The sequence below is a fragment of the Kineococcus sp. NBC_00420 genome (assembly GCF_036021035.1).
Classification (GTDB): Bacteria; Actinomycetota; Actinomycetes; order Actinomycetales; family Kineococcaceae; genus Kineococcus.
In genome coordinates, this window is sequence record NZ_CP107930.1 from 2,050,096 (window position 1) to 2,063,317 (window position 13,222).

The window sequence follows — 13,222 nt, forward strand, 5'->3', positions numbered from 1 at the left end:
CCTCCGGACGGCTACGATGACGGCTCGGCGGCACGGCGATGTAGCTGCGCCGCCCATCGCGACGTTCGGAGCTGTGGTGAACGATCTGTTCTACGACCTGGACCGCTCGAGCCCGGTCCCCCTGTACTTCCAGGTCGCCCGCCAGATCGAGCAGGCCATCGAGGGTGGCAAGCTCCCCCCGGGTTCCCGGCTCGACAACGAGATCCACCTGGCCGACCAGCTCGGGCTGTCCCGCCCGACGATGCGTCGCGCGATCCAGCAACTGGTCGACAAGGGCCTGCTGGTCCGCAAGCGCGGCGTCGGCACCCAGGTCGTGCACGGTCAGGTGACCCGCCCCGTCGAGCTGACCAGCCTGCACGACGACCTGGTGCAGTCGGGACAGCACCCGGCGACGCAGGTCCTGCTGCACGAGATGGACGGCGCCGCCGACGACGTGGCCGGCAGTCTCGCGATCGCCCCCGGGACCCCCGTCCTGCACCTGCGCCGGCTGCGGACCTCCGGCGGTGAACCCCTCGCGGTGCTGGAGAACTGGCTGCCCGCCCCCTACACCGACCTGACGCTGGAGGCCCTCACCGAACGCGGCATGTACCAGTTGCTGCGCAGCCGCGGGGTGGGGATGCGCGTTGCGCGGCAACGGATCGGGGCCCGCCGGGGCAGCGCCGAGGAGTGTTCGCTGCTCGACGAGCGCCGGGGTGCGCCGCTGCTGACGATGGAACGCACGACCCACGACGACTCGGGCCGCGTCGTCGAGTACGGCCGCCACGTCTACCGGGCCAGCCGCTACGCGTTCGAGGTCACCCTCGTCGACCGCTGACGCTCAGCCGTCGATCAGCACCGCGCCGGCGACCTCCGCGAGTCCGGTCCCGAAGAGTTCGACCGGGGTGAAGGCCCCCGGTCGTCCTTCCCCGGCCGCGAGCCGCAGCGCGACCTCGGTCGCGGCGGCGACCGTGAAGTCCATGGCCTCCTCGGCCCGCAGCCACGCCGTGCGGGTCGTGCCGTCGGGCCACCCGACGCGGGCCCGGGCCCAGGTGTGGGCGCGCGGACGCGGAGTGGCCTTCATCCGGATCCGGGCCAGCGCACGGGCCGCCACCCGGGAGACGGGCCGCGTCGCCAGCACCGGCGCGAGGGCGCGCAGCACCCCGGCCGGGACCCCGGTGGGGACGAGCGCCGAGGCCGCGGTGACGTCGTCGGTACGGCTCAGCCGTCGGGCGGCGAGCAGTTCCCCCGACGGCAGGGTCCCGGTGACGACGGAGTCGCCGTCGGGGGTGGCGACGCGTTCGGGCTCGCGTCCGAGGGTGCCGGCCTCGGAGAACCCGCGGACGATCGTGCGGGCCAGCGCCTCGCCCAGCCGCCCCTCCTCACCCGCGACGGAGGCGATCGCGTCGATCCGCACCCGGCTCGGGACCCCGCGCCCCTCCTGTCCGGCGAGGGCCGCCCCGAGGGCGGCCTGGGTGCCGAGCACCCCGAACCCGGCACAGCCCACCGCGGTCCGCCCGGTGGCCGCGAGGGCGTCGTGACGGTCCAGGACCTCCTGCAGCGCATCGGGTTCGTTGCCGACGTCGACGTAGTGCGTGCCGGGCGGGCAGGCGTCCAGCACCGGGCCCGCGGTCTCCAGGAACGGGCCGACGGTGTTCACCACGACGGCCGGCCCCGCCTGGGCGATCGCCGCCAGCGCCCGGGGCGTGTCGGCCTCGAGGACCCGGATGTCACCGCTGATCCCGAGCGCCTCCAACCGACCGCGGTCGCGGCCGACCAGGACGACGGGACGCCCCGTCGCCGCGACGTGCTGCGCGACCCGTCGACCGACCCGGCCGGTGGCCCCGAGGACCCACACCTCTGCACTCACGTGTTCCTCCTGATGACATGGCGTGTCATGACCATAGCCGTGATGACATGCCGTGTCATCCCCGTACGATGACGGGGTGGGCCGATGGGAACCGGGGACGCGGGAACGTCTGGAGCGCGCTGCCCTCGAGCTCTTCGTCGAGCAGGGTTTCGCGGAGACGACGGTGCCGCAGATCACCGCGCGGGCCGGCCTCACCACGCGGACGTTCTTCCGGCACTACGCCGACAAGCGCGAGGTGTTCTTCGCCGGCGAGGACGAGGTCCTCGCCTCCGTCGCGGGCCACCTGGCCACGGCCGACCTCTCCGACGGGGCCCTGCCCCGCCTGCTGGCCGACCTGCCCGGCGTGGCGCTGGCGATGTTCGGCGACCGCCGCGAGGAACTCCGGCTGCGCCGCGGCCTGGTGGCCTCCGACGAGGGGCTCGTCGAACGGGAACTGCGCAAACGCGCCGCCCTCACCGCGACCGTCCAGCGCGGCCTCCTGGACCACGGGGTGGCCCGGGAGGAAGCCGCGCTGGCCGCGGGGGTCAGCACGACCCTCATGCACACCGCCGTCCAGGCCTGGCTCGACGGGGTGGAGGGCACGATCGACGTCGTGGTGCGTCGCACGACCTCGCAGCTCGTCGATCAGCTGGCGAAGTCGCGCACCTCCTTGTCGTAGATCCGGCCCGAGGTGACCGCGTCCTCGAGTTCCTCCAGCGTCCGGCCGCGGGTCTCCGGGACCTGGGTGTGCACGAACACCAGGGCCAGCAGGTTGATGACGGCGAAACCGAAGAAGCACCCGGTGATGCCGACGGACGCGACCAGCGTCGGGAAGTACAACCCCAGGAACGCGTTGGTCAGCCACAGGACGAACACCGACGTCCCCATGCCGAGCGCCCGCATCTTCTGCGGGAAGATCTCGGACAGGGTGACCCAGGTGGCCACGTTGAGGAACGTCTGCATCGACCCGACGAAGGCCACCACGAGGAACAGGATCACCCACGGACGCAGGGCGTTGCCCACCGGCAGGGCCAGCGACGCCGCACCGATCAACAGGTGGCAGACGGTCGTCAGGGTGTAGCCGATGACGAACGTCTTCCGGCGGGAGAAGCTGTCCATCATCCGCAGCGCGATGAGCGCGCCGACGACGGCGATGATCCCGGGCGCGATGTTCACGATGAGCGCCGTGCTGTCGTCGAACCCGGCCTCCTTCAGGATGGCCTGGCCGTAGTACATGATCGAGTTGATCCCCGTGAGCTGCTGCGCCACACCGAGTCCGATGCCGATCAGCAGGATCCGCCGCAACCACCGGTTGGACAGGATCTGGCGCCAGTCCAGGGCGACGCGCTTGGAGTCCTCCCACGTGGCGTCGACGATCTGGCGCGCCTCGGCCTCCGCCCGGCCGGCGGGACGGAGTTCGCGCAGGACCTCGACGGCCTCGTCGAACTTGCCGTGGTCGATCAGCCAGCGCGGGGACTCCGGCACCCGCAGCATCCCGACGAAGAGCGCGATCGCGGGCAGGGTGACGAAGGCCAGCATGATGCGCCAGACCCCGCCGTACTCGCCCCACACGTTGCCGACGATCGCGTTGACGACGAACGCGGCCAGCTGGCCGATGACGATCATCATCTCGTTGCGTCCCGACAGGGACCCGCGGATCTCGTAGGGCGCGAGTTCGGCCAGGAACACCGGCACCACCGTCGAGGCGGCCCCGACCGCCAGGCCGAGCAGGACGCGGCCGACGACCATGACCGCGAAGGTCGGCGAGAACACGCAGACCAGGGCGCCGACGAAGAAGAACGCCGACATCAGCAGGATGGCCTTGCGCCGACCCCACGCGTCGGAGAGCCGTCCACCGGTGATCGCACCGACGGCGGCGCCGAAGAGGAGCGAACTGGTGACGACCCCCTCGGTGAACGCGGTGAGCCCGAGCTCCTCGACCATCGGGTCGAGGGCCCCGTTGATGACGCTCGTGTCGTAGCCGAAGAGCAGGCCGCCGAACGTCGCGACGAGGGCCACCACCCCGAGCCTGCGGCGGTACGGACCTGCGCTCAGGGGCGGCAGCGCCGTCCCCGCTCCTCGTCCGGACGGGACCGACTGGCCCTGGGTGGTCGACACGGGAGAACTCCTTCGTTCCGGATGCACCTCGACCGGAACCGTAAGCGGCTGCTCGTCAAGATGTCAAGACAAAGTAACCTCACGCGACCCTCCACCCCTCCGACGAGGCGGCCGGCGCAGCCGCGCGAGAGGATCACCGGGTACCCGCAGCCACCGCGATCCCTGGGGAGTCCCGTGAACGACGCCGACCTGCTCGCCCGCCTCACCGCCGACGAGGAGGAGCTGCTCCTGGACCGGTTCGACGAGGACGACGCGTGGCGCCTCGGTTCGCTGCTCGTGCAGCGCGGGCGGGCCGAGGGACTGCCGCTGGCGCTCGCGATCCGCCGCAACGGTCAACGCCTCTTCCACGCCGCGCTGCCCGGTTCCGCCGCGGACAACGACCGCTGGCTGCAGCGCAAGATGAACGTCGTGGACGCCTTCGGCCACTCGTCCTTCCTGGTGGGGACGCGGTGGCGCCTCAGCGGGGGCGACTTCGACGTGGACGCGCGGCTGGACCCCCGCGAGTTCGCCGCGCACGGCGGGGCGTTCCCGCTGCGGGTGCGCGGGGTGGGCGTCGTCGGATCCGTCGCGGCCTCGGGGCTGCCCCAGGCCGAGGACCACGCGTTCGTGGTCCGCGTGCTGGCGGAGTTCCTCGCCCCCACCCGGCCCTGACGACCGGGGGCGATGAGTTCCGGGCCGGCGGGAGGTCGTGACCGGCATGAGGATCGACCACGTCCTGGCCGTCGCACCCGTCACCGACCTGGCGGCGGCGACCGACTGGTACACGCGCCTGTTCGGCCGCGTCCCCGACAACCGCCCCATGGAGACCCTGGTCGAGTGGCGGCTCACCGACACGGGGTGGCTGCAGGTCTTCCGCACCGGCGGCTCCCCCGGGACGACGACCGTCAACCTGGCCGTCGCCGACCTCGACGAAGCGCTCAGCGAACTCCGGGGGCGGGGACTGCAGCCCGGTGAGGTGCTCGAGGCGAGCAAGGGGGTCCGGTTGTCCGCGCTGAGGGACCCGGCCGGGAACACGGTGACGCTGATCAGCGGGTTCCGCGTGGAGTACTGACCCGTCGTCGCCCGCCTCAGAGCTCGATGCCGCGCTCCAGGACGGCCAGCAGGCGACGGGCCATGGCGAGGTTGGCGCGGGAGCGGTCGAGCACGAGGTAGAGGAACAGGCCCTGGCCGTTCGTGCTCTGCAGCAGGCGGAGCAGGTGGAACTGGGTCCCGAGGGTGACGAGGATGTCCTCGGGGGCGTCGTCCAGGCCCAGGCGGGCCAGGGTGCGCAGTTCGGCGCGCACGACGTCGGTGTTCCCCGCGGCGGCGACCTCGAGGTCGAGGGTGCCGCCCCCGGCGGAGCCCAGGGTCATGCCGGACTCGTGGTCGACCAGCAGGGCCGCGATGGCACCCTCGATCTCGAGGGCGCTCTTCAGGGTTTCGTTGACGTTGCTCACAGCGGTGCTCCTGGGTTCGAGGGGGGCGAGGCGTTCCGGGAAGTGGTGGGCGGGGCTGCTCGCCCCGACACCTCAACCATGTCGCGGTGACCGTGAGTGTTCAACTAGCGACCCTGCGGTTACCCCCAGTGGCAGAGCGACCCGCTTCTGGGCGGGTGAGACCCCACTGGGCCGGACGGGTGAGAAGGGTCCCCTCACCGCCCCGGAACCGGGCCCGGCGCGGGCTCAGACCAGCGGATCGGCCACGATCCGGGCCAGCGTCGAGCGCCCCAGCGCGCTCATCCGCGGGTTCGTGACCTCGTAGTACCAGACGAGACCCATCGCCTGCTGGAACGCCCACGCCTGCGACCGGACCCAGGCGAGCCCGTCGCTCCCGACCGCGGTCCGGAACTCCTCCCGCTCCGGGTCGTCGAAGAGGTGCCACCCGACGACCAGGTCGAGCGCGGGGTCCGCCGGCGCGAGGCCCCCGACGTCGAGGACACCGGCGAGGCGCCCCGCGGCGACGAGCACGTTGCCCGGGACGAGGTCCCCGTGCACGACGACGTCAGCCGACACGTGCGGCAGCCGCCGGAACCCCGACCACAGCGCCCGCAACCGCGCGACGTCGAGGAGGTCGCGGAGGTCCTCGCTCCGCTCGAAGCACTCGGCCATCCACGCGTCGTGCGCGTGCAGGTCACCCCCGCGACCCGGACCAGTGAAGCGCCTGCCGTGCAACGGGAGGGAGCGCACGTCGCGGACGAACCCGGCGAGGTCGCGGGCCAGTTCCGCGCCGTGGGCCACGTCGACCTCGTCCGCGGTGGTGCCCGGCAGCCAGGTGAAGACCGACCACTCGAAGGGGTACCCCTCCCCCGGCGCTCCGAGCGCCACCGGTTCCGGGGTGGGGAACCGGGTGACCCCGAGGAGCTCGCGGGCGGCCTCGACCTCGCGGCGCACGAGCCCGGCCGCTCCGGGGTGCAGCGGCAACCGCACCACCCACCGCTCCCCCAGCCGGAACACGGCGTTCACCGTCCCCGGTCCGTCGAGGGCGCGGACCGGTTCGTCCCGCCAGCGCGGGAACTGCCCGGCCACGAGCCGCCTCACCAGCTCGGCACTCACGTCGACCTGGTCCTCGTGCATCGGCAGCGTCACGACATCGCCCCCACGGCCGCGGTGACGAGGTCCGGATCGGTCCGGTACCGGGCCCCGAACCCCGCGTCGGCGGCCAGCAGCGACCGGGCCGAGAGGTGGACGGCACCCACGCCGGTGGCGGCCACCAGGTCCGGGACCCGCTCGGGACGCACCCCGCCGCCCGCCATCACCGTGAGCCGGCCGGCCGCCGCCACGACGGCGCGGGCGATCCGGTCGGTCCCGTCGTGGGCGGAAGACGCACCCCCGGACGTGAGGACGCGGTCCGCACCGACGGCCAGGAGGTCCTCGACGCCGGACTCGACGTCGGGGTTCACGTCGAAACCCCGGTGGGCGGTGAGTTCCGCACCCGCGGCGACGTCACGGAGGCGACGCAGGGCGTCGAGGTCGAGACGTCCGTCGGACCGCAGCGGCCCCACGACGATCCCCGCGGCGCCCGCCCCGAGCACCGTCCCGGCGTCGCGCAGGACGATCGCGAGGTCGTCCGCGTCGTGGACGAAGTCGCCCGGCCGGGGCCGGAGCAGGACGTGCACCCCGACCGGTCCGGCAGCCTCGACCGCCCGTTCGACGAGGCCGAGCGACGGGGTCAGACCGCCGACCTCCAGGGCCACGCACAACTCCACCCGGTGCGCGCCGGCGGCGCGGGCGACCCGCACCCCGTCGACGTCGGTCACGGCCACTTCGACGACGGTGCTCACGCCCCCACCCTGTCGGGCCTCAGGCGAAGTAGCCACCCCCGGCGAGGTCCTCGCCCAGCGTCGGACCGGCCGGTTCCCAGCCGAGCAGGGCCCGGGTCCTGAGGCTGGAAGCCTGCAGGTCGAGCGCGAAGAACGTCCCGATCCAGCCGAAGTGGTCGGTGGCCGCTTCCGGGGCGACGGGGACCACGGGGAGGTCGAGCCCCGCGCCGATCGCGGTGGCGATCTCCTTCGTGGTGATCCCCTCCTCGGCGACGGAGTGCAGGACGTTGCCGGCGGGGGCACACTCGACGGCGAGACGGACCATGCGGGCCGCGTCGGTGACGTGGACCGCCGACCAGTGGTTCGAGCCGTCACCGACGTACCCGGAGGAACCCGCCGCCCGTGCGGCGGCGACGAGGGCGGCGATGAAACCGTGGTCCCCGGCGCCGTGGACGGTCGGGGCGAACCGGGCGGCCAGGACCCGCACCCCCTTCTGCGCGTACTCGAGGGCGAGGTTCTCCGCCCCGCCCCGGAAGGAGTCGAGGCCGTACGAGGGGTTGACGTCGTCCTCGGTGCCGGCCCGGCCCCGGGCGATGCCACCGAGGCCGCTGGCCATCAGGAACGGTCGGTCGGAACCCACGAGGGTGTCCGCGATCGTCTGCACCGCAGCACGTTCGGCGGCGTTGGAGACGGCCGGGTTCGCGAAGTCGTGCTTGTTGGCGAGGTGGACGGTGCCCTCGGTGGACTCCGCGCCGCGGCGCAGGGCGTCGAGGTCGTCGAGGTCGCCGCGCAGGACCTCGGCCCCCTTGGCCTGCAGCGCGGCGGCGGAGGCGTCGGAGCGCGCCAGGCCGAGGACCTGGTGCCCGTGGGCGAGGAACTCGTCGACGGTGTGCGAACCGATCCAGCCCGATGCTCCGGTGATGAAGACGCGCACGTGGTTCTCCTCAAGTAGTGATGTCAGCTTGCGACATCACCGTAGCGCTCGATGTCAGGTTCTGTCATCACCTAGGATGGGGACATGGCACGGTGGGAACCCGGTTCGTCGCAGCGGTTGCAGCAGGCGGCCCTCGACCTCTTCGACGAGCAGGGCTACGAGCGGACCACCGTGGCCGAGATCGCGGCCCGCGCCGGGGTGACCGAGCGGACGTTCTTCCGCTGCTTCAGCGACAAGCGCGAAGTGCTGTTCGCGGGCAGCGAGCGACTGCTGGAGGAGTTCACCCTCGCCGTGGCGAACTCCGCCGCCACCGCCCCCGCCGAGATGGCCGCGGACGCGCTGGCCGGTTCGAGCGAGTTCTTCGGCGAGGAACGCCGGCCGTGGGCCCGGCGCCGCGCGGCGGTCGTCTTCGGCCACCCCGCGCTCGCCGAACGCGAACAGCTGAAGATGAGCGCCCTGGCGACGGCCGTGGCCGCTGCCCTGCGCGAGCGCGGGGTCGACGAACCCGCGGCGACCCTGCTGGCGCACTCCACGATCACGGTGTTCCGGGTCGCGTTCGAGACCTGGATCGCGGACGACACGGGCCGGACGATGACGCAGATCCAGCAGGAGCTGTTCGCGGCCCTGCGCCTCAGCCTGGCCGGCTGAACCGGCTGAACCAGAACCCGCCGGCCCGGCGCGGCGCGGGCGGTCTCAGCTCCAGGGTTCGCCGCCGACCCGGACGTCGGCGTGCGCGCGGGCCGACTCGGCCATGGCCAGGCTGATCGCGTGGTCCTGGCAGGCCTGCGCCAACGGGTACGGCTCGTCCCCCTCGCCGCGCGCCCAGGCCCCCGTCCGGGCCAGGAGTTCGGCCACGGCCACGTCGTCGTCGCTCATCCGCGTCCCGGCCCAGGCGTTGCGGTGCACGACCCGGCCGTCGAGGGCGATCGTGTCGAGGTCCACGCCCTCGAGGTTCAGGTCGATCCCGCGCCGCCGGTAGGAGAGGAGCGAGGTGACCGGGGTGACCGGGTCGACGAGCCGCGTCACGGCGTCGTCCGCGATCTCACCGCGGGTTCCCCGCACCAGGAGGCGACGGCCCCGCAGCGGGTTCCACCACTGGTTGTCGGTGAAGTCGTAGAGCCCCGTGCGGCCGCCGAAGTCGAGGGTCGCGAGGGTCGTCGTCGCGTCCCGGGGTCGCGCCGACGGGTCCCACCCGGCACCCGAGAGCGGGTCCAGGAGCGGGGCGGTGAACTCGCGGGCGTTCACGACGACGTCCTCCGTCCCGACGCCGAGGAGGCCTCGGACCAGCGACACCGCGTGGTACATGTGCGTCGAGGAGATCTGCACCGACGTCGGTTCCCCGATGGTCCCGTCGCGGACGACGGCCAGCCGGGCCGCGTGACCGGGCATCAGCAGGTACTGCTCCGCCACCTGGACGCGTCCGGAACCGCCGACGTCGTGCCACAACGACCGCAGACCCTCGACGTCCGGGGCGGGCGGCGTCTCGGCCAGGACCGGCACGCCCGCCGCGACGAGTTCGCGGACGAGGTCCGGCATCGCGGCCCAGGGCACCGACGCGATGACGAAGTCGGGCCGCTCGCGCAACGCCTCCTCCAGGGTCAGCACCGCGGGAACCCCCCACCCGGCGCTGATCTCCTCGGCACGACCGGCGGTGCGGGTGACCACCGAGGTCACCCGCAGCCGGTCGGGCGCCATCCGGGCGAGGCGCACGAAGAACTGCGACCTCCACCCGCTCCCGACGACGGCGAAACGGGTCGGGGCGGGTGGGGTCACAGTTCCTCCTGCGTTCGTCCCACCGGGCGGTGGGTGGGTGGGGACTCAGCCGAAGTGCCGGGGCAGCGTCCCCGTGTGCGCCTCGCGGAGTTCCGCGACGGGAACCTGGAACCGGCCCTGCACGTCGAGCAGGCCGGGCACGCTCCCGTCGCCGTCGTCGGTCACCCCGATGCGCACGTGCGCGAGACCGCGCGCGGTGCACATGTCGGTGAACCGGATCTCCTCCTCGCGCGGCACGGACACGATCGCCCGGCCGGCCGACTCGGAGAACAACGCGGTGAACGCGTCGATCCCGTCGCGGTCGAGGAGTTCGTCGAGCCACACCCGTGCGCCGACCCCGTACCGCAGGACGGACTCGACGAGGGCCTGCGCGAGGCCACCGTCGGACAGGTCGTGGGCGGCGTCGATCAGACCGTCGCGCGAGCACTGCACGAGGATGTCCCCGAGGAGCTTCTCGTGGGCGAGGTCGAGCACCGGCGGCAGGCCGCCGAGGTGACCGTGTTCGGCCCAGGCCCACTCGGAACCACCGAGTTCGTCGCGGGTGGTGCCGAGCAGGTAGACGTTCTGCCCGGACTCCTTCCACCCCGACGGGGTGCGACGACGGACGTCGTCGAGGACGCCCAGGACCCCGATGACCGGGGTGGGGAGGATCGCGGAGTTCAGACCGTCGTCACCGGTCTGGTTGTAGAGCGACACGTTGCCACCGGTGACGGGAACCCCGAGTTCCTCGCACGCGAGCGCCAGACCCTGCACGGCCTCGGCGAACTGCCACATGACCCCGGAGTCCTCGGGCGAGCCGAAGTTCAGGCAGTCGGTGACCGCGAGGGGTTTCGCCCCGGCCGCGGCCACGTTCCGGTACGCCTCGGCCAGCGCGAGCTGGGCCCCGGTGCGCGGGTCGAGCCGCGCGAACCGGCCGTTCCCGTCGAGGCTCAGCGCGACCCCGAGGTTCGTCTCCTCGTCGACGCGCACGACACCCGCGTCGTCGGGGGTCGCGAGCGCCGTCCCCCCCATGACGTAGCGGTCGTACTGGTCGGTGACCCACGCCCGCGAGCAGAGGTTCGGCGAGGCGACCATGCGCAGCAGGGTGTCGCGAAGTTCCACGTCGGTGCCGGGACGAGGCAGGGAGTCGGGGGTGTTCGCCTGCAGCGCGTCCTGCGACGCGGGACGTTGGTAGGGGCGTTCGTAGACCGGGCCGTCGTGGGCGACGGTGCGCGGCGGGACGTCGACGACGGTCTCGCCGTGCCACTGCACGACGAGGTGGGTGCCATCGGTGACCTCGCCGAGCACGGCGGCCTCGACGTCCCACTTCGCGGTGACCGCGAGGAACTCCTCGACGTTCGCCGGCGTGACGATCGCCATCATGCGTTCCTGGGACTCGCTCATGAGGATCTCCTCGGGCGAGAGCGAGGGGTCGCGCAGCGGGACGCGGTCGAGGTGGATGACCATCCCGCCGTCACCGGCCGAGGCCAGTTCGCTCGTGGCGCAGGACAACCCGGCCCCGCCGAGGTCCTGGATGCCCTCGACCAGACCGGCGTGGAACAGGTCCAGGCAGCACTCGATGAGCACCTTCTCCTGGAACGGGTCCCCGACCTGGACGGCCGGCCGCTTCGAGGGGCCGGTCGCGTCGAACGTCTCGCTGGCCAGCACCGAGACGCCGCCGATGCCGTCGCCGCCGGTGCGGGCGCCGAAGAGCACGACGAGGTTGCCGACGCCACGGGCGTTGGCCAGGTGCAGGTCCTCGTGGCGCAGCGAACCGATGCAGAGGGCGTTGACGAGGGGGTTGCCCTGGTAGGTCGGGTCGAAGACGACCTCGCCGCCGATGTTCGGCAGCCCGATGCAGTTGCCGTACCCGCCGACCCCGGACACGACGCCCGGGACGACGCGGGCGGTGTCGGGGTGGTCGATCGCCCCGAACCGCAGCGAGTCCATGACGGCGATCGGGCGGGCACCCATGGCCATGATGTCGCGGATGATCCCGCCGACGCCGGTGGCCGCACCCTGGTAGGGCTCGATGTAGCTGGGGTGGTTGTGGGACTCGACCTTGAAGGTCACGGCCCAGCCCTGACCGATGTCGACGACCCCGGCGTTCTCGCCGATCCCGACCATGAGGGACGTCTTCATGTCCTCGGTGAGGTGGTCGCCGAAGGTCTTGAGGTGGACCTTGGAGCTCTTGTAGGAGCAGTGCTCGCTCCACATGACCGAGTACATCGCGAGCTCGGCGCCGGTGGGGCGGCGCTGCAGGATCTCGCGGATCCGCTCGTACTCGTCGGCCTTGAGGCCGAGTTCCTTCCACGGCTGCGGGTGGTCCGGGGTCTGCTCCGCACGACCCACGGTGTCCAGGGCGGTGAGCGTGCTCACGCGAGTGCCTCCAGTCCGGCGCTCAGCACCGAGGTGAACAGGCCGAGGCCGTCCAGTCCCGGGCCGAACAGTTCCTCGACGGCGTGCTCGGGGTGCGGCATGAGCCCCACGACGTTGCCGCGTTCGTTGCTGATCCCGGCGATGTCGCGCATCGACCCGTTGGGGTTGCCGTCGAGGTAGCGGAAGACCACGCGGCCCTCCCCCTCGAGGCGGTCCAGCGTCGCGGTGTCGGCGACGAAACCGCCTTCGCCGTTCTTCAGCGGGATCGTGATCTCCTGTCCCGCCGCGTACGTGGACGTCCACGCGGTGGCGGTCGACTCGACCCGCAGCCGCTGGTCGCGGCACAGGAACTTCTGGTGGTCGTTGCGGACCAGCGCACCCGGCAGCAGGTGCGACTCGCACAGCACCTGGAAGCCGTTGCAGATGCCCAGGACGGGCATCCCGCCCCCGGCCGCGCGGACGACCTCGGCCATCACGGGCGCGAAGCGGGCGATCGCGCCGCAGCGCAGGTAGTCGCCGTAGGAGAACCCGCCCGGCAGGACGACCGCGTCGACCCCGTGCAGGTCGGCGTCGGCGTGCCAGAGCACGACGGCCTCGCCGCCGGCGAGACGCACCGCGCGACGGGCGTCGCCGTCGTCGAGCGACCCGGGGAAGGTCACGACGCCGATCTTCACGCGGTGACCTCGGCCGGGGTGCCGGAGGCGTCCCGGACGCTGACGACGTCCTCGATCACGGGGTTCGAGAGCAGCGTCTCGGCGGCCTTCCGGGCCTGCTCGAGCACCTCGGGGGTGACCTCGCCGGCCACCTCCAGCTCGAAGCGCTTGCCCTGACGGACGCTGGTGAAGAGATCGAACCCGAGGCGCGGAAGGGCGCCGACGACGGCCTTCCCCTGCGGGTCGAGGATCTCGGGTTTCGGCATGACGTCGATGACGACGCGGCCCATGCGCGGCGCTCCTTCGAGGAGGGGGGAGATCGG

15 protein-coding genes are annotated in these 13,222 nt (G+C 72.6%); 5 read left to right on the plus strand and 10 right to left on the minus strand.

All coding sequences use genetic code 11. The features are described from left to right. Positions 1-76 precede the first annotated feature (76 nt). Positions 77-814 (plus strand): GntR family transcriptional regulator, encoded by a 738-nt coding sequence (locus OG218_RS10015; RefSeq protein ID WP_380260580.1) that lies wholly within the window; start codon positions 77-79, stop codon positions 812-814. A gap of 3 nt (positions 815-817) precedes the next feature. On the opposite strand, the gene OG218_RS10020 is transcribed toward OG218_RS10015, so the two are convergent. Next, the gene (locus OG218_RS10020) at positions 818-1,846 is read right to left on the minus strand and encodes a saccharopine dehydrogenase NADP-binding domain-containing protein (protein WP_328293071.1); all 1,029 of its coding nucleotides are present in this window, start codon (positions 1,844-1,846) and stop codon (positions 818-820) included. 76 nt (positions 1,847-1,922) lie between these two features. Between OG218_RS10020 and OG218_RS10025 the strand changes: the two genes are divergently transcribed. After that, positions 1,923-2,504, plus strand: coding sequence for a TetR/AcrR family transcriptional regulator (locus OG218_RS10025; protein WP_328293072.1), 582 nt, complete (start codon positions 1,923-1,925; stop codon positions 2,502-2,504). Here the strand turns inward: OG218_RS10025 and OG218_RS10030 are convergent. After that, a complete protein-coding gene (locus OG218_RS10030) occupies positions 2,471-3,943 on the minus strand; it encodes a sugar porter family MFS transporter (protein ID WP_328293073.1) in 1,473 nt (490 codons plus the stop codon). The genes OG218_RS10025 and OG218_RS10030 overlap by 34 nt on opposite strands. Before the next feature lie 174 nt (positions 3,944-4,117). Here OG218_RS10030 and OG218_RS10035 point away from each other — a divergent pair, with 174 nt between their 5' ends. Both OG218_RS10035 and OG218_RS10040 read left to right on the plus strand, forming a co-directional pair. Further along, positions 4,118-4,594: a heme-degrading domain-containing protein gene (locus OG218_RS10035; protein WP_328293074.1), complete on the plus strand. Its 477-nt coding sequence runs from the start codon at positions 4,118-4,120 to the stop codon at positions 4,592-4,594. A 46-nt stretch (positions 4,595-4,640) separates the two neighbouring features. Beyond that, on the plus strand, positions 4,641-4,994 hold the full coding sequence (locus OG218_RS10040) for a VOC family protein (RefSeq protein ID WP_328293075.1): 354 nt from the start codon (positions 4,641-4,643) through the stop codon (positions 4,992-4,994). Positions 4,995-5,010: 16 nt separating this feature from the next. Here OG218_RS10040 and OG218_RS10045 read toward each other — a convergent pair whose 3' ends face one another. The 4 genes from OG218_RS10045 to OG218_RS10060 all read right to left on the minus strand — a co-directional run bounded on the left by OG218_RS10045 (position 5,011) and on the right by OG218_RS10060 (position 8,115). Beyond that, on the minus strand, positions 5,011-5,379 hold the full coding sequence (locus tag OG218_RS10045) for a hypothetical protein (protein ID WP_328293076.1): 369 nt from the start codon (positions 5,377-5,379) through the stop codon (positions 5,011-5,013). Positions 5,380-5,604: 225 nt separating this feature from the next. Further along, complete coding sequence (locus tag OG218_RS10050; protein WP_442906483.1) at positions 5,605-6,495, minus strand: aminoglycoside phosphotransferase family protein; 891 nt, start codon at positions 6,493-6,495, stop codon at positions 5,605-5,607. 8 nt (positions 6,496-6,503) lie between these two features. Further along, on the minus strand, positions 6,504-7,202 hold the full coding sequence (locus tag OG218_RS10055) for a copper homeostasis protein CutC (protein ID WP_328293078.1): 699 nt from the start codon (positions 7,200-7,202) through the stop codon (positions 6,504-6,506). A gap of 19 nt (positions 7,203-7,221) precedes the next feature. After that, positions 7,222-8,115 carry an SDR family oxidoreductase gene (locus OG218_RS10060; RefSeq protein ID WP_328293079.1) on the minus strand — a complete coding sequence of 298 codons (894 nt, stop codon included), beginning with the start codon at positions 8,113-8,115 and terminating at the stop codon, positions 7,222-7,224. An 84-nt stretch (positions 8,116-8,199) separates the two neighbouring features. Here OG218_RS10060 and OG218_RS10065 point away from each other — a divergent pair, with 84 nt between their 5' ends. Then, positions 8,200-8,763, plus strand: coding sequence for a TetR/AcrR family transcriptional regulator (locus tag OG218_RS10065; protein WP_328293080.1), 564 nt, complete (start codon positions 8,200-8,202; stop codon positions 8,761-8,763). A 45-nt stretch (positions 8,764-8,808) separates the two neighbouring features. On the opposite strand, the gene OG218_RS10070 is transcribed toward OG218_RS10065, so the two are convergent. Genes OG218_RS10070 through purS form a run of 4 tightly spaced genes read right to left on the minus strand, consistent with a single transcriptional unit; the run spans position 8,809 to position 13,189 of the window. Continuing rightward, positions 8,809-9,888 (minus strand): Gfo/Idh/MocA family protein, encoded by a 1,080-nt coding sequence (locus tag OG218_RS10070; RefSeq protein ID WP_328293081.1) that lies wholly within the window; start codon positions 9,886-9,888, stop codon positions 8,809-8,811. A 45-nt stretch (positions 9,889-9,933) separates the two neighbouring features. Further along, positions 9,934-12,246, minus strand: a complete 2,313-nt coding sequence (gene purL, locus OG218_RS10075; protein ID WP_328293082.1) for a phosphoribosylformylglycinamidine synthase subunit PurL — start codon at positions 12,244-12,246, stop codon at positions 9,934-9,936. Then, a complete protein-coding gene (purQ, locus tag OG218_RS10080) occupies positions 12,243-12,920 on the minus strand; it encodes a phosphoribosylformylglycinamidine synthase subunit PurQ (RefSeq protein WP_328293083.1) in 678 nt (225 codons plus the stop codon). The genes purL and purQ overlap by 4 nt, the downstream gene beginning before the upstream one ends. Then, a complete protein-coding gene (gene purS, locus OG218_RS10085; RefSeq protein ID WP_328293084.1) occupies positions 12,917-13,189 on the minus strand; it encodes a phosphoribosylformylglycinamidine synthase subunit PurS in 273 nt (90 codons plus the stop codon). The genes purQ and purS overlap by 4 nt, the downstream gene beginning before the upstream one ends. Between the last annotated feature and the right edge of the window lie 33 nt (positions 13,190-13,222).